The 23691-nt window shown below is 65.2% G+C and carries 18 protein-coding genes, 3 other RNA genes and 1 pseudogene; 12 read left to right on the forward strand and 10 right to left on the reverse strand.

Features of this window, described 5'->3' with window-relative positions:
* Positions 1-136 precede the first annotated feature (136 nt).
* On the reverse strand, positions 137-2458 hold the full coding sequence (locus RQH86_RS14025; RefSeq protein WP_311240188.1) for a DPP IV N-terminal domain-containing protein: 2322 nt from the start codon (positions 2456-2458) through the stop codon (positions 137-139).
* A gap of 388 nt (positions 2459-2846) precedes the next feature.
* Positions 2847-2922: non-coding RNA, sX9 sRNA (locus RQH86_RS14030), on the reverse strand.
* Positions 2923-3034: 112 nt separating this feature from the next.
* Here RQH86_RS14030 and RQH86_RS14035 point away from each other — a divergent pair.
* Positions 3035-4456, forward strand: a pseudogene (locus RQH86_RS14035) (GAD-like domain-containing protein); the annotation flags it as partial.
* A 5-nt stretch (positions 4457-4461) separates the two neighbouring features.
* On the opposite strand, the gene RQH86_RS14040 reads toward RQH86_RS14035, so the two are convergent.
* Together RQH86_RS14040 and RQH86_RS14045 are read right to left on the reverse strand one after the other, a co-directional pair.
* A non-coding RNA gene (locus RQH86_RS14040) (sX9 sRNA) lies at positions 4462-4537 on the reverse strand.
* 126 nt (positions 4538-4663) lie between these two features.
* The gene (locus tag RQH86_RS14045) at positions 4664-5752 is read right to left on the reverse strand and encodes a DUF1615 domain-containing protein (protein WP_311240196.1); all 1089 of its coding nucleotides are present in this window, start codon (positions 5750-5752) and stop codon (positions 4664-4666) included.
* A 666-nt stretch (positions 5753-6418) separates the two neighbouring features.
* On the opposite strand from RQH86_RS14045, the gene RQH86_RS14050 reads away from it, so the two are divergent.
* From RQH86_RS14050 to RQH86_RS14065, 4 genes are all read left to right on the forward strand, one after another.
* On the forward strand, positions 6419-8293 hold the full coding sequence (locus tag RQH86_RS14050; RefSeq protein ID WP_311240189.1) for a GGDEF domain-containing protein: 1875 nt from the start codon (positions 6419-6421) through the stop codon (positions 8291-8293).
* 116 nt (positions 8294-8409) lie between these two features.
* On the forward strand, positions 8410-8889 hold the full coding sequence (locus tag RQH86_RS14055) for an Rrf2 family transcriptional regulator (RefSeq protein ID WP_343237799.1): 480 nt from the start codon (positions 8410-8412) through the stop codon (positions 8887-8889).
* A gap of 103 nt (positions 8890-8992) precedes the next feature.
* On the forward strand, positions 8993-9892 hold the full coding sequence (locus tag RQH86_RS14060; protein WP_311240191.1) for an NAD(P)/FAD-dependent oxidoreductase: 900 nt from the start codon (positions 8993-8995) through the stop codon (positions 9890-9892).
* Between the two features lie 135 nt (positions 9893-10027).
* Positions 10028-10103, forward strand: a non-coding RNA gene (locus tag RQH86_RS14065) — sX9 sRNA.
* Between the two features lie 4 nt (positions 10104-10107).
* Here RQH86_RS14065 and RQH86_RS14070 read toward each other — a convergent pair.
* Positions 10108-10650, reverse strand: coding sequence for a hypothetical protein (locus RQH86_RS14070; RefSeq protein ID WP_311240192.1), 543 nt, complete (start codon positions 10648-10650; stop codon positions 10108-10110).
* Positions 10651-10958: 308 nt separating this feature from the next.
* On the opposite strand from RQH86_RS14070, the gene RQH86_RS14075 reads away from it, so the two are divergent.
* A complete protein-coding gene (locus tag RQH86_RS14075) occupies positions 10959-11297 on the forward strand; it encodes a hypothetical protein (protein WP_311240193.1) in 339 nt (112 codons plus the stop codon).
* A gap of 146 nt (positions 11298-11443) precedes the next feature.
* Here the strand turns inward: RQH86_RS14075 and RQH86_RS14080 are convergent, their stop codons facing one another.
* Together RQH86_RS14080 and RQH86_RS14085 are read right to left on the reverse strand one after the other, a co-directional pair.
* Positions 11444-11977: a hypothetical protein gene (locus tag RQH86_RS14080; protein ID WP_055850472.1), complete on the reverse strand. Its 534-nt coding sequence runs from the start codon at positions 11975-11977 to the stop codon at positions 11444-11446.
* Positions 11978-12043: 66 nt separating this feature from the next.
* Positions 12044-12895, reverse strand: coding sequence for an SAM-dependent methyltransferase (locus RQH86_RS14085; protein ID WP_115512657.1), 852 nt, complete (start codon positions 12893-12895; stop codon positions 12044-12046).
* Between the two features lie 479 nt (positions 12896-13374).
* Between RQH86_RS14085 and RQH86_RS14090 the strand changes: the two genes are divergently transcribed.
* Positions 13375-14250 carry a DMT family transporter gene (locus tag RQH86_RS14090; protein WP_055850474.1) on the forward strand — a complete coding sequence of 292 codons (876 nt, stop codon included), beginning with the start codon at positions 13375-13377 and terminating at the stop codon, positions 14248-14250.
* A gap of 119 nt (positions 14251-14369) precedes the next feature.
* Here the strand turns inward: RQH86_RS14090 and RQH86_RS14095 are convergent, their stop codons facing one another.
* Entirely contained in the window at positions 14370-15140 is a 771-nt protein-coding gene (locus RQH86_RS14095) for a transporter substrate-binding domain-containing protein (RefSeq protein WP_055850477.1), read from the reverse strand.
* Positions 15141-15439: 299 nt separating this feature from the next.
* Here RQH86_RS14095 and RQH86_RS14100 point away from each other — a divergent pair, with 299 nt between their 5' ends.
* Positions 15440-15655: a hypothetical protein gene (locus RQH86_RS14100; RefSeq protein WP_311260629.1), complete on the forward strand. Its 216-nt coding sequence runs from the start codon at positions 15440-15442 to the stop codon at positions 15653-15655.
* A 436-nt stretch (positions 15656-16091) separates the two neighbouring features.
* Here RQH86_RS14100 and RQH86_RS14105 read toward each other — a convergent pair whose 3' ends face one another.
* Complete coding sequence (locus RQH86_RS14105; protein ID WP_311260630.1) at positions 16092-17864, reverse strand: expansin EXLX1 family cellulose-binding protein; 1773 nt, start codon at positions 17862-17864, stop codon at positions 16092-16094.
* A gap of 216 nt (positions 17865-18080) precedes the next feature.
* Here RQH86_RS14105 and RQH86_RS14110 point away from each other — a divergent pair, with 216 nt between their 5' ends.
* Together RQH86_RS14110 and RQH86_RS14115 are read left to right on the forward strand one after the other, a co-directional pair.
* Positions 18081-18317 (forward strand): hypothetical protein, encoded by a 237-nt coding sequence (locus RQH86_RS14110; protein ID WP_311260631.1) that lies wholly within the window; start codon positions 18081-18083, stop codon positions 18315-18317.
* A gap of 117 nt (positions 18318-18434) precedes the next feature.
* The gene (locus RQH86_RS14115; protein WP_311260633.1) at positions 18435-19346 is read left to right on the forward strand and encodes a CorA family divalent cation transporter; all 912 of its coding nucleotides are present in this window, start codon (positions 18435-18437) and stop codon (positions 19344-19346) included.
* A gap of 158 nt (positions 19347-19504) precedes the next feature.
* Here RQH86_RS14115 and RQH86_RS14120 read toward each other — a convergent pair whose 3' ends face one another.
* On the reverse strand, positions 19505-20200 hold the full coding sequence (locus RQH86_RS14120) for an AIM24 family protein (protein WP_012437307.1): 696 nt from the start codon (positions 20198-20200) through the stop codon (positions 19505-19507).
* Positions 20201-20405: 205 nt separating this feature from the next.
* On the opposite strand from RQH86_RS14120, the gene RQH86_RS14125 reads away from it, so the two are divergent.
* Both RQH86_RS14125 and RQH86_RS14130 read left to right on the forward strand, forming a co-directional pair.
* Positions 20406-22505 (forward strand): NHL repeat-containing protein, encoded by a 2100-nt coding sequence (locus RQH86_RS14125; protein WP_311239678.1) that lies wholly within the window; start codon positions 20406-20408, stop codon positions 22503-22505.
* Positions 22506-22822: 317 nt separating this feature from the next.
* Positions 22823-23308 carry a family 43 glycosylhydrolase gene (locus RQH86_RS14130; RefSeq protein ID WP_311239677.1) on the forward strand — a complete coding sequence of 162 codons (486 nt, stop codon included), beginning with the start codon at positions 22823-22825 and terminating at the stop codon, positions 23306-23308.
* The last annotated feature ends 383 nt before the right edge of the window (positions 23309-23691 follow it).

Consider the following 23691-nt stretch of genomic DNA (forward strand, 5'->3'; position numbering starts at 1 on the left):
CAGACAGGGTGGACGAAATAGAAAGAAACCTGGAGCCGTCTGTCCGCCACGCCTTGAGATGGAATGCGCTCTGTCGGCTGTTTGTGACAGAGCGCCTGTGTGCTAAGCGCACTTCGTAGTTTCGCTTCCATCACCTCTACGGCATCGGCTTCATCTGGTACTGCGCCGGCGGCGTGGCACCGAGCAGGTATTGCACGAAATAATCCCAGCGGCGGCGGGTGACATATGGGGTCATCTCGCCGTAGCCGTGTTTGGCGTTGGGCAGCATCAGCATGTCGAAGTTTTTGTTGGCCTTGATCAGCGCTTCGGCCACCAACAAGGTGAGATACGGCGGCACGTTGTCGTCCAGGGTGCCGTGCACCAGCATCAGCCTGCCTTTGAGCTTGCTGGCATGCGTGGCATTGGCCTGGTCGTCGTAGTTAGAGGTGCCGTCTTTGTTGACGATGTGCTCGCCGTGATACTTCTCCGCCCAGTCGTCTTCGTAGCCGCGGTTGTCGTGGTTGCCGCTTTCCGACCACGCCACCTTGAAGAAGTCGGGGTAGCGCAGCATCGCGCCGGTGGAGGCGTTGCCGCCGCCGGAGTGCCCCCAGATGCCGACACGGTTGAGGTCCATCCACGGGTAGCGCTGCCCTAGTTCCTTCAGTCCGGCCACCTGGTCGGGCAAGGTGTTGTCGCCCATGTCGGCGTACCAGGTGTCGTGGAAGCTCTTGGAGCGCCACGGGGTGCCCATGCCGTCGATAGCGATGACGATGAAACCGAGTTCGGCCAGCGATTGATTGTCGCCATGGCCGGCATAGAACCGGCGACCGCGGACCGAGCCGGTCTGCGGGCCGGGGTAGATGTAATCGATGACCGGATACGTGCGGCTGGCGTCGAAGTTGCTGGGCTTGAACATCAACCCGTACAGCGTGGTCTTGCCATCGCGCGCCTTGACCGTGATCGGCTCCGGTGGCACCCAGCCGGCGGCCTTGAGGCGGGTGATGTCGGCAGTGGCGATCGTGCTGATGCTGCGGCCGTCGGCGGCGTCGCGCAGCAGCGTGACCGGTGGCGTCAGCGAGGTGGAATAGGTATCGACAAAGCGCGCGCCGTCGGGCGATAGCACGACGCTGTGGTCGGCCACTTCCGGCGTCAGCAATACCGGCGCGCCGCCATCCAGGCTCACCTTCCACAGCTGCTGGTAATACGGATCCACGCCCGGCGAACGGCCGACTGCCATGAACCAGGCGGTGCGTGTCGCCGGGTCTACGCGCAACAGCTCGGTGACGTTGCCTTCGCCAGTGGTGATGGCGTGCTTGGGCTTGCCGGTGCGCAGGTCGTAGAGAAACAGCTGACCCCAATCGCTGCGTTCGGAAAACCACACTGCCTCATCGCTGCCAGGCAGATACGCCCAATTGGCGGCCACCTGTCCACTTTCGTAATAGGTCTTGGCGGTTTCGTCGAACGCGGTGCGGACCTCGCCGGTGGCGGCATCGGCAATACGGAACCAGGTCTGCTTGTGGAAGCGCGAGGTGGAGGCGAATGCCAGCGTCTTGCTGTCGGGCGACCACTTTGCATCGTCCCATGCGCCATCGTTGCCGCAGCTGACGTCATCGCACAAGGTGGAGCGGTGTTGGTCCGGCGGCATCTTCAAACGCACCACGCTGCGCGATGGTACATCGATGATGACGCGCTCGATCATGGTCACGTCCTTGTCGCCGGCCAGCGGGTATTTCCATGCCTGCAGCTCGGGGTGACCGAGCTTGGTGCTGACCAGGTACATGTCGCCGGTCTTGCGCTGGTCCTGCTGGAATGTCGCTATTTTGCGCGAGTCCGGCGACCACGCCACGATGGCGTTGTCGCTGTGCTGCCAGCCGGCGTTGTCGGTGGCGTAGCCGAAATTTTCCACGCCATCGCGGGTGAGCTGGGTTTCCTGGCCGCTGGCCAGATCGCGTACCCACAGGTTCCAGTCGCGAATGAAGGCTTCACTGCGCTTGTCCGGCGACAACACGCCAGGTTCCGGTTTGTCCTTGGCGTACAGCTTGCTGCAACGCGCACGCGCATCGCAGATCACGGCGGTATCGCGCACATTGAGGCGGTAACGACCATCGGCGGTGACCTTGACCACCGGCGCGAAGGTGTCGGCCTTGAGCGGTTTGTTGCCGGTCTTGAGCAGCGTGTTAAGCGAAGCGACCAGCGCGGACTGTTTGAAGATCGGTGCGGTCTTGCCGGTGGCGGTATCCAGCTGCAGCAGCCGGTCGCCCTTGGCATCGTGGTCGACATAGACCAGGTGGGTGGCGTCCAGCCAGTCGATGCGTGAGGCCGTGTGATCGACCAATGGCTGAGTGAGGTAGCCGATCAGACGTTCGGCGCGCGCATAGTCGGCCTCGGTGACGCTGGGCGCCTGCGCACTGGCAATGACCGGCAGGACGGCCAGGGCGAGGGCGGCGAACAGCTGCCGCATCGGCAACGGGGTGGGCATGTAGGACTCTCCGGGACGAAAGGAGCGCGCAACGCGGTCGGCGCGACCGTCCGATGCTACCCGCTACGCGGGCCGGGTGCCTCTGCCAGAAGTCGTGTCTGCGCCGTTGTCGACGGTGGCAGGCTGCGCGCTTTTCGGCGACCGAGTGGGTGTGACCGACGCGGGGTGGACCTGTTACCGAGCGGTTGCCGAGCAGGTCGCCCGGCACCGGCACCGGCACAGCGTGACCGATGAGGTTCGTCGAGCTCGATGCCATCGAGGCAGATCACACCCGTGGACCGCACGCGCGCCGCGTGATCGGCCAGCCACTGATGACGGGAATGTCACGCTATGCACTACGCTTCTCGTCGTCCACACAGGATCATGCGGCACGATCTGGGTTTAGAGCGGCTAACAAAACGTAGCGAGCAGTCGTCAGGTGGGTGCGGATGGCGCGGAGGAACCGGAGTGTACGAGTGGACCATGCCGCACCGAGCACCGAGCACCGAGCACCGGCCGCGCCCATCTGGCGGTGAGCACAGTCGTTTTGTTCGCTGCTCTTACTGACCGCATGCAACGTTGACTGGAGGCCGTCTGATGTCATGGTTCCGCCGCTTGGCACTGTCCCGCTTTATCAAGGCGCACCCGCCGCGCAAGACGCAGCCTGCCCCCGCGGATCTGATTGCCGCCTATGCGCCGGTGCTGCCTGCCAGCCTGCTTGAGCTATGGCGTCAAGAAGGGCTGGGGCACTACGGGAACATGCAGTTCGCGCTGATCAACCCCCGGCAATGGCAGCCGGTGCTGGATCGCTGGATCGTCTCGCCACCCGATGCGGTGCGGCGTATTCCGATTGCGCTCACCCCCTTCGGCGCGCTGCTGTACTACCGCAAGCTGACCGCCACCGACGAAGACGTGGTCTACCTGGACCCGGTCTCCAAAGCCGCCGCTGACCTGAGCTGGAGCCTGGACGACTTCTTCAACCAGTCCCTGTGCGAGGCGGAATTCTGCGACTCCCTGATCCCATCGGCCCTGCTCGCCGCCGCGCGCAAAGAGTGCGGCGCACTGGCTGCGGGCGAGGTCTACGAGATCGATCAGATGATGTTTTCGATGCAGATGTTGCGGGTCCAAAAGGTCGATGCGTTGGCGCTGCACACCCGACTTCGCGATGCCGTCGACGGCCCTGCAACCGTTGCCGATGCAGCGACGACCAATGGTGAGGCATTGCCCGCAGCGCAGCGCTCCATGTTCGAGGGTCTATTCAACGAGCCACAGTCCGGCAACGACCTGCACGGCGTGTACCTGTCGTCGTATATCGATTGGCATCGCATGCTGGCGCTCGAGCCCAACGGCCAGTATCGCCTGCTGTTCTGGAAAATCGATCATCGCAGTCTTGCACGCACCGATGTGCGTGCGTATGCGGGCCGCTATGCGGTGACGCAGACCGAGATGGGCGACGAACAGGTGACGCTGGACATCCGGTTGCGGCCCGACTCCAGTGGTAGCGATGCCAACGACGCGCAGCTGGTGGTCATGCGCTCGGGTACCGACATGTTTCTGGTGCGTAGCGACGAACTGGCAGACATGGTAACGGCCATGGATGGCTCGAACACGCTGGGCCGCAGCGAGTACTACTTTCGCAAGGTGAGGTTGAGTGATGCATTTGTCGAGGAGCCATCCGATGGACGCGCTGCGCCGCCGCTTGCCGATCTTCCACGCGCGTTACAGCAACGGGTGAATGCCGAAGCGATCATCGCCACCATCACCCATGTGGACGACGCCGACCCCGACGCTGAAGACGACGGCGCCGGCACCGTCATGTGCACACTGGACCGAGGCCAGGACGACGGGCTGCGCATGAACATGCCGCTGCGCTCGCCGCCAGACACGGGGCGCGCCCTGTATGGCTGGGTCTGGGAGATGCACCCTGCAGCCTGTCGGGTCGGCATCAACTATCAACGCGGTCGCGATGGCAAGGTGGAACAGGGTCCTGTTGTCGGCGATGTGTTGACCAGTCGCCTAAGAGCGGCTAACAAAACGTAGCGAGCAGTCGTCAGGTGGGTGTGGACGGCGCGGAGGAACCGGAGTGTACGGCTGGTACATGCCGATTCCGAGCACCGGCCGCGCCCGCCTGGCGGCTGCACAGTAGTTTTGTTAGCTGCTCTAAGTGGGGAATGAGATGCCGGTGCGCAGCGCAGGCACTGCGCGCAGCGCTGCCAAGCCAGTCGCTTACTTGCTCATGCAGCGCGTCCAGCGCTCATTGACTCGCTGCGCAAACCAGGCAGTGGTCAGCGTACGGGTGATCTTGGGGCTGTCCAGGGTGATGCCCGGCAGCACCGCGCGCGGCAAGGCCTTGCCGGCGCTGCGATCGGCCAGCGCGAACACCTGTCGATACAGCGCGCTTTGTTCGAACTCCAGTGTGTTGCCGGCTTCCAGCGCACTGCGGATCTGGCGGTCGCTCATCGCCAGCTGGCTGCCCAGCGAGCGCACCGCGCGCTCGGTGCCGCCGGGTGACTCCAGGCTGGCGCCGGGCGTGAGCAGGTCGCCGTCCAGTGCGAGCGCGATGCCGCTGGCCTTGCTCAGTGCGGCCTGAAACGCGGCATTGCGGCTGGCATACCAACCGGCGTTGAAGTCGGCAAAGCGATACAGCAGCGCATCGTAGGTCGTGGGGTAGCCCAGCAGATGGGTGGTGCCGAACCATAGCCCGCCACGGCGGCTGAACACCTCGTGGCGGACCGAGCTGTCGGGCGGATACGGGTAGCGCGCGGCATGTTGTTCGGCAAAAGCGATGCTCACCTGCATTGGCCCGGCGGTATGCACCGGATTGAGCCCATCGAACAGGCGCGCGCCCAGCGGCACGCTGCCGGTGAAGTCTTCGAAGATGCGGCTCAGTTCCTGCTCGGTACGCGCCGCAGCGATACGGGTGGCGTAACTGCGGCCATCCGGCGATGTGATGCGCAGGGCGGCATCGACCATGAAAGCCGGGATGTGGTGTGCACTGGCGCGGCGGTCGATTTCCGCGCGCGAGATCTTGCCCAGGTTGGGCACCGCGGGATTGGCCTGGTAGGTCGATTCCTGCTCGGTCACCGCCAGCACGGCGCAGATGTGCTCGGCGCTGGTGTCCAGTGCCTGCGACGATAGCGCGACATACACATCGTTGGCCCAGCCGCTGCGATCGGGCAGGTTGGCCGGCAGGCGCCGTGCGATATCGGCCTTGACCGCCTCCGGCGAGCGCTGCGGCGCGCGCGGCGCCTGGGTGGCGCAGGCCGACAGCAGCGCGATGGCGATCAGGGTGAGCAGGCGGAGCAGGCGGGGCAGGCGGAGCAGGGGCAAGGTCACGGCGTCTCCAGACGATCAGGGGTGGCAGCTGCCGTGCCGGAGTTTACGTGGCCGCGCCGTGGCGTCCGTCATGTGGCTGCCAAGCGGCGGAAGGCCGCGTGCTGTGGCGTGGCCATTGTCGCGAAACCGTGGCCGCCTGATCGTGGCGCCGGGTGTGGCATCGGCATCGCGTGCGGCAGCAAGCCGTATCGATCCCAAGCGCTCGTCGCGCATCCACTGCGGCCCACGCAGCCCTTGCAGGCAGGCAGCGCTGGCAGGACGGCGACCTGGCAGTGCGCGTCGCAAACCAACCGCGCCCACTCGCAACGCCGTTGCATCCCGTGCGCCCAACGCCTGCTCGCTCGGCCTGCCGGCCACCGCGCGCGCCCAACCGCGTCATCCAGCGGATTCAAGACTTGCGCATCCCGGCCGATAACGGGCTCGACCATCAAAAGCGATCACGGCGTCTGCCGTGTTCGCCGGTCACCCTTGCAGCCGTACGACATCGAGCGCGCGCATTGCCGCGCAGCTCACGCGATTCCACCGCTGTCCGACCACGGGAGTGCCTTCAGATGCCGCAGCAAACAGCTAGCCCCGGCCAGGTCAGGTGCAGTGCCATGGAGAGCGTGCGCATGCAGTGTGGTCCACCCTCCCCGTGATACGCCAATGAGCATGCCTGCGATGGTCTGGCGCCGCCTGCTCGCTGCGTGCTTGTTGTTGTCGTTCGGCGTTGTGGCCTGGGCGCAGCCGCAACCCTGGAAAGCCATTGAATTGGCCACGCTCGACGACCCGATGCGGGCGTTGCAGATGTCCCAGCGTGCGCTGCAACAGGCCCGCGTCGATGGCGACCGCGACGCGCAGTTCTGGGCGCTGTTGGCGCAGTCGCGCGTGTTGATCTCGCTGGAAGACAGCGAGGCGCGCCTGGCCGCGCTCACCGAGGCCCACGGCCTGCTGGACCAATTGCATGGCAATGTGGCGCAGGCGCAGTTGTGGCTGGACATCGTGCAGGCGCTCAGCGACGTGCGCGAAAACCCCAATCGCAACATGGTGGCGCGGCTGAATGGCTTACGTCAGCAGGCGCGCGCACTACGGCGCAGCGATCTGTTGTGCGAAATCGAAGCGGTCGACATGTGGAGCATGCTGGCCTCCGGCAGCAGCGACGAGGCCTGGAGCGCCGCGCAAACCAGCTACCAATGCGCCGTGCGCGAACACCTGCTCAGCGTTGAGCTGGATGGCCTGACCCAGCTGGGGTCGTTGGCCAGCCGCGTCGCAGGCCGCGTGGCCGACGACAACGATGCGCAGGATTACCTGCAGCGCGCCCTGGCGCGCCTGCACGACCAACCAGCGCGCTTTCAGCGCAGCCTGATCGAATACGAATACGGTGCCACGCTGGCACTGCAGCAACCCGCCGCCGCATTGCTGCACTTCCGGCGCGCGCTGGCGCTCAGCCGCGAGCTGGACGATCAGGCCGGCGTGGCGGCAGCCTTGACCAGCGCCAGCGAAGCCTTGATCAAGACCGGCGATGCCGCAGCGGCGCTGGCGATGGCGCGCGAGGCGCTGCCGTTGATGCAGGCGCAGGGCAATATCGGCCGGGTGGCCGCCTGCCACGCCATCCTGTTGCAGGCCCTGACCGCGCTGCAGTCGTCCAGCCTGGGCAGCGCGATCATCGCGGCCAAAGCGGCCGACGACCCGAACCTGACCTTGAGCGGGCGTGCGGAGCTGGTCGATGCCATCGCCCAGGCGCTGGCGGTGGAAGGGCGTTATGCCGAGGCCTACCAGGAGCTGCAGCGCGCCAACGCGCTGCGCGCGCAGAACCTTGACCGCCAGCGCGACACGGTGATGCTGCGGCTGCAGGCCCGCTATGAAGACGCGCGGCGCGAGGCGGAAAATGCCGAGTTGCGCCGACGCAGCGAAACCGCGCAGCTGGCATTGCAGGCGCGCGAAGCCGGTCAGCGCGCCTTGTGGATCGCGCTGTGCGCTGCGTGTCTGCTACTGGTGGGCGCGTTGATCGTGCTGGCGTTTGTCGCACGCCATCGCCGACAACTCTCGCGGCTGGCCATGCGCGATGAGCTCACCGGCCTGCCGAACCGACGCGCCATCCGCGCCGAGGCGCAGCAACAGATCGACCATGCCCTGCGCACCCACACACCCTGCATGCTGGCGCTGATCGATTTGGATCACTTCAAGCTGATCAACGATGTGCACGGCCATGCCAGCGGCGATGCGGTGCTCACCGCGCTGGCCAATGCCTCGCTGCTGGCGTTGCGCGCCCAGGATCGCCTGGGCCGGCTGGGCGGCGAAGAATTCCTGCTGGTGCTGCCGGGCTGCGGCGCGGACGAAATTCCGGCGGTGTTCGCGCGCTTGCGCACTGCGGTGGCGGCGATCCAGATCCCTGGCTTGCCCGCAGAACAGCCGGTGCGCTTCTGCATGGGCGCGGTGAGCGTGACCCCGGCGGCAGGACTGGACGTGCTGTTGAGCCAGGCCGATCTGGCGCTGTATGCCGCCAAGACCGCCGGGCGCGATCAATGGGCGGTGTGCTGAGCCTGCGGCGCACCGTTTGAATTTGCGCTGCGACAATTGCGTAACGCTACGGCACAATCCAGGCGTGACGACGGCATGCCGTCCCTCTGAACCGATCGAGCGAAGCCGAAGACCGCGTGCGAACCGATAGCCGCCTTTCCCGCATGTTGCATGTGCTGTTGCACATGGCCAGAAGCGCGCAACCGATGACCTCCGAGCAGATCGCCAGCATGCTGTCGACCAATGCGGTAGTGGTGCGCCGGACCATGGCCGGGTTGCGCAGCGCCGGTTACGTGCAATCGAGCAAGGGACACAACGGGGGGTGGCAGATCGCCTGCGATCTGGCCCAGGTGACGCTGCTGGATGTGCATCGCGCAGTCGGCGGCCCGCATCTGTTTGCGATCGGTGCCGATCATCCCAACCCGCAGTGCGCGGTGGAGCGCGTGGTCAACGCGGCGATTGCCGATGCATTGGCCGAAGCCGAGGCATTGCTGCTGCAGCGCCTGGGCAGCGTGACCCTGGCCGCACTGGCCAGCGAGTTCGACAGCCTGTGCAGCGCTGGCGCGCCACCTGCCGGCAAGACCACCGGCAAGCGCAAGCGCACGCAGCAGCGCTGAACCACGGCAGCAGTGTGTCGCGCATCGGTGTGTGCGGTAGTGAGTCGCTTGTCTCTTCATGTAACATCTAAAAGTACATAAAGCGATAAGGCGGGGAGACGCTATGCAGCATGAGGTCATCATCATTGGAGGTAGTTACGCGGGGCTGTCGGCCGCACTGCAATTGGCGCGCGCGCGGCGCACCGTCCTGCTGGTGGACAGTGGCCAGCGACGCAACCGGTTTGCCGCCACCTCGCACGGCTTTCTGGGCCGCGATGGGGCATCGCCTGCGCAGATCGCCGATGAGGCGCGAATCCAGGTGCTCGCCTATCCCAGCGTGCGATGGGCCGATGGAACGGTGGGGCAGCTACGCGGCCAGGCGGATGCATTCGAAGTCACGCTTGCCGACGGCAGCGTCCACACCGGGCGGCGGCTGATTCTGGCGATGGGCATGGTCGACCGTTTGCCTGCGCTTGCAGGCCTGGCAGAACGGTGGGGCCGGCAGGCGTTTGTGTGCCCGTACTGTCATGGCTACGAGCTGCAGCAGGGACGCATCGGCGTCGTGGCGACAACGGCGTTTGCCGCGCACCAGGCCAGCATGTTGCCGGATTGGGGCGCAACCCAGTTGTTCTTGAACGACACGCTGGTGCTGGATCAGGTCCAACACGCGCAACTCCAGGCGCGCGGCGTGCAGTTGGTGAACGGCGCGGTGACGGCGCTGCAAGGCGAGGGCAACACGCTTGAATTGGTACTGCGAGACGGACAGACCTTTGCGCTGGACGGGGTGTTCATCACTCCGCAGACCGAGATCAGTCCGTTGGTGGCACAGCTCGGATGCGGTACCAGCGACGGGCCATTGGGCAGCCATCTTGCCGTGGACGCGATGCAAGCCACCACCGTGCCGGGAGTGTTTGGCTGCGGCGACATCGCCAGCCCGGCGGCGTCGGTGGCATTTGCTGTTGCCAGCGGCGCCATGGCCGGTGGCGCGACCCATCGCACGCTGATGTTCGGTTTGCACCACTGATCGCTAACGCTGCCATCGGTCGCCTGCGCAGGCCATGCTGACCTGCGCGGCGACCGATGGCCGCAGGTGTTCTTGGAGCAGCGAACAAACCGACTGTGCAGCCGCCAGGCGGGTGCGGCCGGTGCTCGGTGCGGCATGTACCACGCGTGCACTCAGGTTCCTCCGCGCCGTCCACACCCGCCTGACGATTGCTCGCTAGGTTTTGTCAGCCACTCTTAGCGGGATTCGCGCAGCGGAATCTTGTGCTCGGTGGAATACGCGCGCTGTGCGGTATTCAAGGCTTCCATATCGGTGTTGAGCTGAGTGGAGACCGCTTCCAGATCCTTGGCCAACGGCTCCAGTTCGGCGTTCGTGTAGCCACTGGGCAACGCGGCGACGCGCTCCAGCGCGGCCATCATCGCGTCGGCGCTCTTGAGATACGCCGACAGTTTGGTGTCCAGGTCCTTGGCGTTGTCCGGCACGCCCGAGGCCATGGCGGTATTGGCCTGCGCATTGGCAGCCAATGCCTTGCGCTGGCTGCCCAGTGCGGTCTTGTAGCTGTCCAGCGGCTTGTGCGCGACGGCATCGGTGATCAGGCTCTGCCCGCGATCGCCCGACACCCACGGGTCGATGATGGTCACGGCGCCGTTCCAGACCGACACGTTGTGCAGCAGGTAATCGCTGGAAGAGAGCTTGGATGCGCCGGAGGTGGCGCCGCCTCCGCACGCCGAAAGCAGCAGGCCGAGAGAGACAAGCAAAAGGGTGGTGAACGTTTTCAAAGGGAGATCCTTGATACAACGCGGTTGCCATGCAGTAGCAAACCCGCAGTAACTCAAGGAAGCGTCCGGACATCGGCATCGCGGTGTTGCAGGCCATCTTCCTTGAGACGAATGCAGCGTGGTGCGTTCCATGCACGCGGTCGCGTGCGCTGCATCATCAGTATAGCGGCACACCTTGTGCAAGCGCGTTGTAACGACAGGTCAGTGGCGGCGCGTATCGCTGCCAATACGCACAGAGAACCGTCAACGGACGCGTGGCTTGCGCTGCCCCACGTACACTGCGCGCCCCGCAACGGTCTGGAATCAGCGTGAAAAAGCGTCGCACTGTCTCGCCACCTGCGCCCACGCGTGCGGACTCGACCATCCAGATATGGCTGGTGCGCGCAGTGGTGCTTGCGGTGGCGATCGCTTGTGTTGGACGGCTCTGGCTGCTGCTGGATGCGGTCTTCAAGCAGCGCTATGTCAGCGTCATCCGCGGTCGCCCGACCAGGATCTTTTATGCCGACAGCGACCCGCAGCGGTTCTGGATATCCATCGGCTGGGATGCCGCGTTGACCGGCACGCTGTTGGCACTCATCGTCTGGTTCGCTTACGCGGGCTGGAAGTCGCATCGCCGTCACCGCCGTCACCGCCGGCGAGCGCGGTGATCGTCCCGCCAGCACGCGCCTGCGCGTGACGTATCTGATGCAGTGATGTGTTGCAGGGACGCATGCATCTGTTGGCGGTGGCAACCAGTGCGGCGTACGAACGCGGCAGGTGCGTTGCCGCAGCGCACACTTGCATGTCGCCGCCCTTAGGGCGTGCGTTGCCTGCGCGCAGGTGGTTGCGCGTCGCGTTTGGGCCAGATGTCGTAGCTGTAGACAAACTGCTTTTGGTCGGCACCAGCGGTGGGATCGCAATGCCACGAGTTGGCAACGATGCCCGGCTCCAGCACCCCATCGACCTCGCGCACCGCTTGCGACTCGAATGCGCAGATGGGCCCATCGCGTGCGACGTCCCAATCTGCGCGCGCGGTCGGGCGCGCATGCTGCACCAGCACGATGTCGCTGCCATTGAAGTGGTGGACCTGCGCGCCGTGCTCGCGGTTGATGCTGAAGTAGCACGGGGCGTGCACGCCTAGTGGCAGCACCGCGTCGTCGCGCAACACGGCGCATTTGCCATCGCGCTCGCCCAGCCGGATCAGTCGCCCCGCCAACGTTGCCGTGGTCACCGGATACCGCGTGGTGACCTCCGACATGGGCTGTGCCGGCGCAGTCTGCGCACAGGCCGGCGCGCACAGCGCCATCAACAACGCGGCCAAAGAGAAAGTACCGAGGTGAGTGCGCATGCAACGTCCGTGTTGAGGGCGGTGCAGTATCGCAGATCCGCCCGGCGGCAATGCCGGGCGAGGAGACTAGCGCCGCACAGGCAGGGTGGCGAGCACGCCATCCAGCGCGAGTTGGGCGGCGAAGCCGGCCTTGGTCAGGCGCTTGGCCACTTCATTGGGCACATCGCGCCCGCTGGTGAGTTTGTTGGGTGCGCCGGTGTAATGAAACAGCCGCCCGCCACGGCGCAGCACGCGCGCCAGGTGATCGTAGAACACCTGCGAATACAGCTCGCCGGCAATACCGAAACGCGGCGGGTCGTGCAGGATGGCGTCGACCGAATCGTCCGCCAGCATGGCGATCTGCTGCGACACGTCGGCATGCGTGAGGTGCAGGCGCCCGCCGGCATCGGCCGCCTCCGGATTCGGCGACCAGGGGTTGAGCGTGCGTAACCACAGCACGTCGGCGTTCTTTTCGAAGGAAAGCAACTGCGCCACGCCGTCTTCCAGCGCGCAGGCCGCGAAGTATCCAAGGCCGCCGCAGGTGTCCAGCACGATCTTGCCGCGCGGGTTCACCAGCGCCACCTTGCGGCGCGCATCCTCGAACGGCGAGATCTGCGCAGACGGCAGCATCTTGATGCCATCAATCTCGAAGGTGGGCGCCCCCCATTCGGTGGGCACCAGTTTGATCAGCGCACTGCCAAAGCGCGAGATCGGCGCGAAATCATCGCCTCCCCAGAAATACACCGTGCGGTCCTTGAGCTTGCCCGGATAGGGGAAGCCCATGCCGCGCCACTGCCAGGTCTGTGCATCGAGCTGCACGCTATCGCTGCTGCGGCCCAGATCCAGCGACCCGGTCCACGTGGCGAGACCGGCGCTGCGTGCTGCCAGCAGCGCCTGGGCATCGGGAAGGGTGAGCAACGGTCCGGAATAGTGGGTCACGTGGTCGCTATGTTGTCGCTTGCCGCCGATGGCGGCGTGTCGAATGAAGAGAGGATAGGCGCAAGGCATCGTAACCGACGGCGCCACGAGTTAAAAACGCGATGAAGCATGCGCGATGCAGCACCACGGTTGCCTGCGCTGGCCGGGGGAGCGGGCGACCCATGCGCCCGGCTTGGCCCCAGCGATGATGGCCCCGGCTTGCGATGGCTGCCGTCGCGCGCAAGGACCTCGCGCCTGCGCAGCCCTGGCGCGAATTCCGCCCAGGATCTGTGGAACGTGGTCTTGCCAGCAGACCACTGTTTGCCTGGCCGCGGGCTGCGGTGCGGCGCGTGAGCCAGGGGTGTTGGCAGGATCGAGCTTGGAGGCGTTGTGAGCCGGTCGCGGGATCCTCCGGCCATCAGGCTGCAGGTGCACTGCATAATGCGTCCGTTCCCCGCGCTCCTTCCGCGAGGGGTGTCATCGAATTCAAGAGGCGCGTGATGCTCAAAGGTGTGCTGCTCGGTTTTGCGTGTTATGCGGCCTATTCGATCAGCGATGCCTTCGTGAAATTGCTCGAAGGGACGCTGCCGGTCTACGAGGTGCTGTTCCTCGGCGCCTTGCTGATGCTGTTGGCGGTGCCCTTCCTGAAGAAGCCCGACGACCAGCTGCGCGAACTGGTCATGGCCAAGCAGCCGGCATTGTGGCTGCTGCGTGCGCTCACTGGCGCCATCGGCAATCTCACCTCGGTGATCGCCTTCACCACCTTGCCGATGGCCGAGGCATTCGCGCTGATCTTCCTGATGCCGATCTTCGTCACCGTGCTGTCGGTGGTGTTTCTCAAGGAAGAAGTGCGCTGGCGGCGTTGGACGGCGGTGATCATCGGCTTCATCGGCGTGCTGATCGTGCTGCGTCCCGGCTTTCGGCATCTCACCCACGGACACGTCGCGGCCATCGTGTGCGGCCTGGTCGGTGCGATCTCGGTGATCACCCTGCGCATGGCCGGGCATAGCGAAAAACGCTTGACGCTGTACGGGGCCGGCGTGATCGGCCCGCTGGTGATGGGCGGCATCCTGATGCTGCCGAGCTTCGTATGGCCGTCGCTGTATCAATGGGGCCTGCTGGCCGGCTACGGCCTGCTCGCGGGGCTGGCTGCCATCTGCATGATGTACGCCACGCGCCTGGCACCGGTCAGCGTGGTGGCGCCCACGCAATACAGCCAGATGTTGTGGGCGATCGCATTCGGCTACTTTCTGTTCCACGACCATCTGGACTGGCCGATGGGCGTAGGCATCGCGCTGATTCTAGGGGCCGGCCTGTTTACCTTGATCCGCGAAGAACAGGTATCGCGCTGGTGGCGCCGCACCAAGATCGTTTGATGGCGGCGCGGTGCGCCGCGGGAATGGGGAATCGGGAATCGGGAATCGCAACGGCGCGGCTGCGCAAATTCTGGTGAGCTGAAGCTTGCTCTTGCGATTCCCGATTCCCGATTCCCGATTCAAGGCCTCCGCCAGGGCTCAACAAGACGAACATACTCGCCGCTGGCCTTGCTCAGGTGCAGCCACTGGTCCACATAGGCTTTCCATGCCGTGTCGTCGCGTGGAAGCAGGAAGGCTTTTTCGCTGTATTGCAGCGGTTGCTCGGGAGCGATGGCGCATAGGCCGGGCAGCCGGGCTTGCTGGTAGAGCGCTTCGGACGCGTCGGTGATCATGACGTCGGCGCGCTGGTCCAGCAGCTCCTGGAAGATGGTGGTGTTGTCGGCAAACAGGCGCAGCTGCGCGCGCGGTAATTCGCGCCGTGCAAAGGCTTCGTTGGTGCCGCCTGGCGGCTCGATCACGCGCACCTCGGGGCGATTGAGTTGCGCAACGCTGCGATAGCGCGCCTGGTCGGCGCAGCGCACCAGCGGGATCTTGCCGTCCACATCCAGCACCGTGCTGAAGCTGGCCTGGCGCTGCCGTTGCAATGTCACCGAAATGCCGCCAACCGCAATGTCGCATCGGTCGGCCAGCAGGTCCGGTAGCAGTTGCGGCCAGCTGGTGCGCACAAACTTGGCCTGTACGCCGAGGCTATCGGCCAGCGAGTGCGCCAGCGCGATATCGCTGCCTTCGAAGCTGCCGTCGTCGCGCAACAAGGTATAGGGGCGATAGTCGCCGGTGGTGCACACCCGCACTACGCCGGCGTGCAGCACTGCGTCCAGGCGCGACACCGGCGTGGCGGCATGCGCGACACCACAGGTCAGCAGGAATGCGAGCAAGATGCGACAGCGCATGGCATGGCCTCGAAGATGAGCACGCATGATAGCGGTGGTCGTCAGGGCAGGGCGCTGGATCGTTGCGACGCAGACGGTGGCATGTGGTGCATATGTGCCTGAGCGCTGCTTGCTGTCGGTTACCGCAGTATCCACAGAGATGAGAGGCGAACGCCTTGCTGCCTGCGTTGTGCGTGGCCGCCGCGCCTCGTTGCTGAGCGACGTCAACACGGCGTTACGGCTACAGCTGTCTGGCTCACAACCCGGTAGCACCGCGCGGCCTAGCGTCGATGCATCACTCGAATCGCCCGGAGCCACCCATGCATCTCACTCCACACACTGCACGCCCGATGAGCGCTGTTACGGCAGGCATGTCGGCCCATGGCACCCCCGATCCGGATACGAACGGGGACGAGATCCCGGTCGAAGAGCAGCCGCCGCAACAAGGCGGCTTGCGCGAGGAGGTGGGCAATCTCGAAGAGGACGACAGCAACGCGCTACCCGGCCGTGTTGGCGGCGGCCTTGCTGGTGGGTGAGGGCGTGATGGCAAGCTGCGTAGCCATGCCGATGGCAGGTTAAAGCGGGTCAGTGGTGCTCTGCCGGGCTAATTGAGCTCTTGATGCGGCGCTTGCTGTGATGTCGCCAAATCAAGAGGTTTTGCGTGGAAGGCGCCTTTGCGAAGTGAGCAGGGACGACTTCGGCCAACGACGAAAGCGCAGATGCTTCGTCCTGCCTCTCACTGCACTCCCGCGTGGGTCCCCGGCCCGCGTGTGGCGCGGGCGCTCCCACGTTTGCGAGCTAGCAGCGCAAGCAGTGCCCCTCGCCTCGGCTGGAGAGGGGCTTCGATCGCTTCGCCGCATGTAGGTTGTGCTGCGGAGCTATGGTGAGTCACGCATTTGCGCGCGACCATTAAGCGCGCAACAAGTCAGACACCCATTACGTCACTACAAGTCCCAACTCGGGATTCCCCACTCACGGAAACTGCACACTGCCAGGCTTGAAATACGCCGGGTGGCTGCCGTCTTCGTAGAGCGCGGGAATCGTGTCGAGGATCGCCTTGCCGCGGATATCGGTGATGCGGATGGACAGCGGCTGATTACCTAGTTGTTCGCCGAGGAAATGGTTGTAATCCATCTTCTGCAGGCTCTTCCAGGTGCTGCCCTGTTTCACTTCGAACTTGACCACCGGGTAGGCGTGGTTGCGTACCTGGATTGCCGCCCACCAGCGTGAGCTGCCTTCCTTGATGCGGTACTGCACATTGCCGGTGACCGGGGCGCGCACCATCTTCCAGCTGATCGGGATGCGCCCGTCCACCATGTTGCCGATCGCCGCAAAGGCGTTGTGCGAGAGGTCCAGGCCACCGGAAGCGCCTTCCGGATACAGGTCGGTGACATACACGGTGGTCTTGCCCTTGGGGCCAGTCACTTCCAGATAGGCGCCGGCCATCGCGGCTTTGACGCCGCCGAAGTTCAGCTGCGTCGGGTTGAGTGCGGTGATGAACGCGGTGCTCGGGATCGGATCCAGCAGCAGCGCACCACCGGAGTAGCCTGAGCCGGTATACGTCGCGGTGCCGGTGAAGGTGCTGTCCCACGTCGTGGCCTTGCTGACATTCTTTGCGCCAGCACGCGGTGCCGATGCAGCTACCGGCGCTGCAGGTGCGATGCCCCAGGCCTGCTGCAACACCTGCAGCTTGTCTGCGCGCGGACTGCCATCTTGCGCCAGCAGGCCGCCGTTGTTGGCATTGCCCACTTCCCAGCTTCCGAGAAACGCACTGCGCAATCCGCTGTTGGCAAGATAGCCGCTGAGCGCGGTTTGCCATGCCGGGTCGCGCGGATCGCCATCGCCAAGACCCCCGCCGATGCTGACCGGAACCACGGCGTGGTTGCGCGCAAATTGCCCGAAGTCGCGCTGCCACGTGGCAGGCAACGCCTGTGCAAAATCCGGCGCGGCAAACGCGTCAGCTGCATCACGATCCGGGCCGGCCAGCTTGGGCATCAACACCAGGTGTCGCGATGCGATGCGCAGCGGTGCGCAGGCCAGCGGCTGCAGATTGCTGCCAGCGGCCTTGCGTGCGGAGTCGCTGCACAGCGCATTGCTGCCGACACCTTCCACGCCCACCACCCAACGCGGCGCCTGCGCCAGCACCGCGGTGGCTGCGTGCGCTGCAACACGATTCCAGTCCGCCTCTGCGGCGTTTCCTGCCCAGTTGGCATTGCGATACCCGCTACTGCCAAGATCGATGCCGATAACACCCGCGGTGTCGCGGTAGTCACGCGCCAGTCTGGTCAGGCCGCGCATCCATGCCTGCTGTTGCGTGCCCAGCTGCGGTGCACTGTCATCGCAGCGGCCATCGGCAAACGCAAACATCACCTGCATGCCGCGCTGGGATGCGGCGCGCACCACTGCATCGAGCAGCTGCGATGCAGTGAGACCGCGTAATGCCGGGTCGCCGGCAACGTCTGCAGCCGCCACTGGCGTGGGCTGTAGCGCCGCCGCGCAGATTGGCAAGCGCACGGCGTTGATGTCGGCGGCCTGCATCTGATCCAGTACCTGGGCCAGCGTGCTGTCGCGCAAGCCGGCAGCTGCCAGCGCAGCGCGGTCAAAACCGGGCCAGGTCACCCCGCGAATCTGCAGCGTCTGGCCTTGCGCATCGACAAGTCGACCCTGCGGATCGACCTGCACGGCCAGCGCGGTCACGGGAGCCAGCAATGCGAGCGCGAGCAATAGATGGGTGCGAGTTTGCATGAAAGTCTCCTGGGTGGCGGCTGCGCAGGAGATCAGCAATTGCCACGCCCGGTCCGTGCGCGCAGTCAAGGAAGCGGACGGGAGTATGTATGCCACCGTGAGCAGACGGTCGCACTGGAATGGGGATCGCTGTTTGTGCGAGATGCCGCACCAATGTCATCTGGCTCGGCATAGTCGTACCAGATGGCCGGCGTATGACCGGCTGCTGGCGATTGCATGACAGCCACACGCTGTAATGCTTGGATGACAGTCGGTGAACATGTGGGCCGGCAGCGGAGTGCAGCGGCGGCGCATGGCAATGCCACTGACGCCGAAGGTTTCGGCGCTCGCATCGAAGCACGCCGCTGGCACATGCAACAGGCCGCGCACCGCCCGCAGTCAGCCCATCTGGTTGGCTCGCTCGATCTGTGCCGCAAAGCAAAGCAGGCTTCGCAACGCGATTCCATTGCTTGAGTGGCTGCACGTCGCCGCGATGAAGGCCACTGTCAGCTGAGCGTGCCAGTGTGTTGGCGTTGACGCCGATGAAGCGGGGCCGGATGCTCGCGGCCATCCACTGTCACGGCCTGCCGCATGATCACGACCCACCCGATTGCCGGAATCCACCACGCACAAGGTTACTGGGTCGACCTGTGCCAGCCGAGTCCGCAAGAGTTGGCCGACGCCGCCAAGCAGGTAGGGTTTGCGCTGCCCGACCGTGCGGCCATCGGCGAGATCGAATTCAGCAGCCGGGTGCGCCGCCAGGGCGATGTGCTGTTTCTCAATGTGCCGCGATTTCAGGACGACGATGGCCCGACCGCGCCGCTAGGGTTTGCGCTGTCGCCGAGCATGCTGGTGACCCAGCGCGAGCAGCGCATCGGCTCGCTGGACGCGTTGGTCGCGCGGTTGGAGCACGAGCCCTGCCACAGTTCCGACGACTTGCTGTTGCGCATGTTCGATCAATTGGTCGGGCGCCTGGCAGACCGCCTGGAAGCGCTCGAAGCCCAGGTCACCGAGACCACGCGGCAGGTGTTCGACAACCCGCACACCACCAAGGATCTGGAACGCATGCTGCACCAGGTGGGCGGCATGGGCCGCCAGCTGGGCGGGCTGCACAACGCCGGGCAGGGCATGCTGCGTTTGATTACTTATCTGGACGGCGCCGCGCCGGACTGGTTCGCCGCCGATGCGGCCAAGCGCATCGGAATGCTGCACAAGGACCTGACCACCTTGAGCGAATTTCAGCAGCACATGGACGACCGCATCGAGTTTCTGCTCGACAGCGTGCTGGGCATGATCAACATGGACCAGAACAATGTGATGAAGGTGATGGCGGTGGCGTCGGTGGTCGGCATCCCGCCCACCGTGCTGGTCGGCATCTGGGGCATGAACTTCGCCTACATGCCCGAGCTCAAGGGGCACGATGCATATTTCTGGGCGCTGGGCGTCATCGCACTGAGCGTGGTGATTCCGCTGGCATGGTTCCGCAAGCGCGGCTGGGTGTAATGCACGCCGCTACCTCGTAGAAGCGCACCCGGGCGCGAGGGCGGTCGCGATAAACCCACATCGCGTCCAACGCGCTTCTACAGCACATGCGCCACCAACGCACTGCGCATGCTCATGAAGTGCCCAGCCACGCAACTGCGCGGCTGGGCACCACACGATCAGCCCTTAGCCTGGAAGCTGGCTTCTTCGTACGGCTGCACCACCACCCAGCCTTCGCCGGCGAAGCGCATCTGCAGGCTCTCGCCCGAGCCGCGACCGAACAGCGTGCCGATCGACACATCGGTCACCAGCTCCGGGGTCAATGTGCCGGACCACGCTACCGTGGCATTGGGGTCGGTAAACACCGGGCCGCTGGCGGCAGTCACTGGCAGGGTCAGCGGCTCGTAGTGCGAGGTGATCGCCACGATGCCGTGGCCGCTCAGGCGCACGTTGAACAGGCCGCCGGAGAGCATGCCGGCCACTTTGCGCATCATCGTGATCTTGTGCTCGACGCCGGACTCGAACGCCAGCACATCGTTGCCGTTGACGAAGATCGCCTCGCCATTCAAGCGCAGCAGCGTGACCAGCTTGCCGAGGTCGGCCAGATACACGCGGCCCTGGCCTTCGGCCTTCATCAGCTGCATGCCTTCGCCGCTGACCGCTTTTTTCAGCAGGTTGCCCAGCCCCTGTTCCAGCAAACCCTCGCGGGTGAACTTGACGTTGCCGGTGCGCGCAACCATGGCGCCGGCCTTGGACCACACCATGCCATCCAGGCGCACTTCCAGCAGATGCGGGTTTTCCAGCTCGAACGGATCGGGGCTGACGTCCTTTTCCTTGGAGTGGGCGAGAAATTCGTTGAGCGTGCGTACGGCCATGGGTCCATCCCTAGTACGTGAAAGAGTGCGCATGATACGCGGCCTGCGTGTCGGCAGCGCCTGCGCACGCACGCCTGCTGCTTGCGGTTGCCGCAGGTCGACGCAGCATTGAGTGCGGTGCCTCGGCGCACGCGTGGCACTGCGCTCAACGCTCCACGTTGCCGAACGCGTTTAAAGTGCGGTTCCTCTCACGCACGCGACTGGCATGGCAACACGACGCAAGCTGTGGATCTGTGCAGTGCTGGTAGCAACCACGACCGCAGTGCTGGCGACCTGGTGGCGGGTGCCGGCGCCAACGGTGGTGCCGCAGGGGCAGGGTCCGGTTGCGACGCCATTGGGTTGGTCGGCGCAGCTGCAGTGGGTGGCCGGCAACGGAGTGCGTGGCGCGCAGGATGGCCGCGCGGCCGACGCGCAGTTTGCCGACCCTTACGGCCTGGCGATCGATGCGCACGGCACGCTGTACGTCGCCGATGGTGGCGATAACAACCGTCTCCGCACCGTGCTCGCCAACGGCAGCGTGCAGACCCTTGCTGGCGGGCGGGAAGGTTTTGCCGATGGCATCGGTGCGGCCGCAGCGTTCAATACGCCCTCGGGGATCGCCTTCGACACGGCCGGCAATCTGTATATCGCCGACACCGGCAATCACGCGATCCGCAAGCGCACGCCGCAAGGCGTGGTGACCACCATCGCGGGCGACGGCAGTGCAGGGTTTCGCGATGGTGCGGCGGCGCAGGCGCGCTTCAACGGGCCGATCGGCGTGGCGGTGGATGCGCAGGGGCGCGTGTATGTCGCCGATACCTACAACGACCGCATTCGCGTCATCGAGCCCGGCGGGCAGGTGCGCACGCTAGCCGGTGGCGCCTTGCCCGGCATGGCCGATGGCGTCGGCGACCAGGCGCGTTTCGATACCCCGACCGATCTCAAGGTGGATGCCCACGGTGCGGTGTGGGTGGCGGACATGCGCAACGATGCGATTCGCCGTATCGACGCCGATGGCAGCGTCACTACCTTGGTCGGCGGCGATCCTGCCGACCTCAGCCCGCTGTTGTATCGACCGATGACACTCGCCATCACCCACGACGGCGTGCTGTACGTGGGCGATGCAAGCGGTCGCGTGTTGCAGGTGACGCGCGCCGGGCATGTGGTGACGATGAGCGGCGAGAATGTGATGCAACGCCTGTCGCGCCCGGCGGGGATTGCGGTGGATGCGCAGGGCGCGGTGTATGTCAGCGACGCAGGAAGCGCACGCGTGCATCGGCTGGTGCCGGCAACGGCGACGAACGTTGACGACACGCCCGTGGTCGGGCCGGCCGACGCGCAGCCCTTGCCCGTCACCCAAGGCCGTTGGCCGTTGCAGCCGCAGACCGGCTGGCACGAGGTGGTGGGCACGCTCGGCGAAGTGCGCGGCAACTACCAGGGACTCAGCCGCGATCATCTGCATGCGGGCCTGGACATTCGTGGCGATGTCGGTCAGACGGTCTTCGCGATTGCCGATGCCAAGGTGTCCAGCCCCAATGCCAGTTGGGGGCTTGGGCAACTGGGCGAAGGCATGGTGCTGGACACCATCGGCTACATCCATCTGCGCGTGGGCCGCACCGCGCAAGGCAAGCCGCTGGACCCGCAACGTCTCCAGTTGGTGAGCGATGTGGACGGCAAGCCAGAACGCATGCGCGTAGTGCGCGGCACGCGGTTTCGCGCCGGCGATGCGCTGGGTACGCTCAATGGCATGGCGCATGTGCATCTGACCGTGGGGGCCAACGGCTTCGAGCGCAATGCAGTGCAGCTGGGGTTTGTTGGCTACGCAGATCATGTGGCGCCGCGCATCGACAAGGTGAGCCTGCTCGATGCTGCGGGTCAGCCCTTACCGGTGACCAACGGCGTGGTGCAGGTGCCGCGCGCGGCGGCGGTGCAGATCATGGTGGAGGCCTGGGATCAGGTGGATCGCAATCTGCCGCGTCGGCGCCTGGGCCTGTACGCACTGGGCTATCAAGTGCTGGATGCGCAGGGCGTGGCATTGCCGGGCGAGGCCGCGCCACGCATGACGATCGTGTTCGACCGCATGCCCGCCGATCCGGCTGCGGTACTCACCGCTTATGCGCCCGACAGCGGCATCACCGTGCATGGCAGCGCGGTGACGCGGTTCCGCTATCTGGTCAGCAACACGGTGCGCGATGGCCGTCTCGGCAGTGGGCAGTGGCAGGCCGGTGCGTTGGCGCCGGGCGACTACACGTTGCGCATTACCGCACGCGATTACAGCGGCAACACAGCGACGACCAACCGCGATCTGCGCGTGCGGGTGGAATGATGCATACAGCGTCGCGTCGGTGACCCCGCAGTGCATCGGCGACGCATGCGCGCGCAGGCGCCTGCGCACGACGGCGCTGCTATCGCGATCGGATCCACATAACTTACGCCCGGCACTCAGCTGCGTCGCACGCCTCGTCGAAGGCGCGTCGCAAAACACGGTACCAAGCTGCCGGCGCCGTGCTTCTGAGATCGGCGTCGGATTCGTGGCATTGCCGCCGGGCTAGATTGCTCCTGCAGAAAACGTCTTTACGTTGTTCAAGGAGTGCGGCGATGCGCGTGGTTGCTGGCAGTCGAGTGGATGGGGGCTGGTCTGGAATGTCGCTGCGTGGCGGCGCAACCGCGTCACTGTTGGTCCTGGCCGCCGCTGCCACTGGCTTGCACAGCGCACCCGTGCAGGCGGTAGTGGGGCCGGGTGCGGTGAGCGGCGACACCATCGTGCACGACCCGTCGATGCTCAAGTTGAGCGATGGGCGTTACTACATCTATGCCACCACCGGTGTGGTCACCAGTACCGACCGCACCAAATTCAGCAATGCGGGCGCGATCTTCAGCAGCATGCCGAGCTGGGTGCGCAGCTACAACCCGGACAACCAGCTGTGGGCGCCGGATGTGTCCTTCCACGGCGGCAAGTACCTGATGTATTACATCGCCTCCAAGTTCGCCACCAATACCTCGGCGATTGCGCTTGCCAGCAGCAGCACCGGCAAGCCTGGCTCGTGGAAGGATCAAGGCATTGTCTACACCTCCAAAAGGCAGCGACGACTACAACGCCATCGACGGCAATCTGGTGGTGGACGGTAACGGCAAGTGGTGGCTGGCGTTCGGCTCGTTCTGGTCGGGGATCAAGCTGATCTAGCTCGATCCGGGCACCGGCAAGCAGCTGTCCGGCAACACGGCGCGCTACAGCCTGGCGAGCCGGCCGTACCCGGGCGCGGTGGAAGCACCGTTCATCCAGCAGGCCAATGGCTGATACTACCTGTTCGTGTCGTTCGATGCGTGCTGCAAAGGCGCCAGCAGCACCTACAAGATCGCGGTGGGGCGTGCGCGCTCGGTGACCGGGCCGTATCTGGATCGCGCCGGTGCGGGTGTCGTGCAAACCTTAGGGTCAGGTTCACTTATCAATCGACGGCGCTTGGCTTGCGTAGCCGACGAGCGTGCCTGGTTCCGGCAAAGGGTCGGCTTTG

The sequence above is a fragment of the Xanthomonas sp. WCS2018Noco2-27 genome (genome assembly GCF_031843525.1).
In the GTDB taxonomy this organism is placed as follows: domain Bacteria; phylum Pseudomonadota; class Gammaproteobacteria; order Xanthomonadales; family Xanthomonadaceae; genus Xanthomonas.

What these genes read in the sequence shown, in the direction of transcription:
- RQH86_RS14095 (WP_055850477.1), bottom strand. Translation starts at nt 15,140, where the DNA reads ATGCGCTGTCGCATCTTGCTCGCATTCCTGCTGACCTGTGGTGTCGCG.
- RQH86_RS14100 (WP_311260629.1), top strand. Translation starts at nt 15,440, where the DNA reads ATGCATCTCACTCCACACACTGCACGCCCGATGAGCGCTGTTACGGCA.
- RQH86_RS14060 (WP_311240191.1), top strand. Translation starts at nt 8,993, where the DNA reads ATGCAGCATGAGGTCATCATCATTGGAGGTAGTTACGCGGGGCTGTCG.
- RQH86_RS14120 (WP_012437307.1), bottom strand. Translation starts at nt 20,200, where the DNA reads ATGGCCGTACGCACGCTCAACGAATTTCTCGCCCACTCCAAGGAAAAG.
- RQH86_RS14110 (WP_311260631.1), top strand. Translation starts at nt 18,081, where the DNA reads ATGACAGCCACACGCTGTAATGCTTGGATGACAGTCGGTGAACATGTG.
- RQH86_RS14125 (WP_311239678.1), top strand. Translation starts at nt 20,406, where the DNA reads ATGGCAACACGACGCAAGCTGTGGATCTGTGCAGTGCTGGTAGCAACC.
- RQH86_RS14115 (WP_311260633.1), top strand. Translation starts at nt 18,435, where the DNA reads ATGATCACGACCCACCCGATTGCCGGAATCCACCACGCACAAGGTTAC.
- RQH86_RS14130 (WP_311239677.1), top strand. Translation starts at nt 22,823, where the DNA reads ATGTCGCTGCGTGGCGGCGCAACCGCGTCACTGTTGGTCCTGGCCGCC.
- RQH86_RS14050 (WP_311240189.1), top strand. Translation starts at nt 6,419, where the DNA reads ATGAGCATGCCTGCGATGGTCTGGCGCCGCCTGCTCGCTGCGTGCTTG.
- RQH86_RS14025 (WP_311240188.1), bottom strand. Translation starts at nt 2,458, where the DNA reads ATGCCCACCCCGTTGCCGATGCGGCAGCTGTTCGCCGCCCTCGCCCTG.
- RQH86_RS14090 (WP_055850474.1), top strand. Translation starts at nt 13,375, where the DNA reads ATGCTCAAAGGTGTGCTGCTCGGTTTTGCGTGTTATGCGGCCTATTCG.
- RQH86_RS14105 (WP_311260630.1), bottom strand. Translation starts at nt 17,864, where the DNA reads ATGCAAACTCGCACCCATCTATTGCTCGCGCTCGCATTGCTGGCTCCC.
- RQH86_RS14080 (WP_055850472.1), bottom strand. Translation starts at nt 11,977, where the DNA reads ATGCGCACTCACCTCGGTACTTTCTCTTTGGCCGCGTTGTTGATGGCG.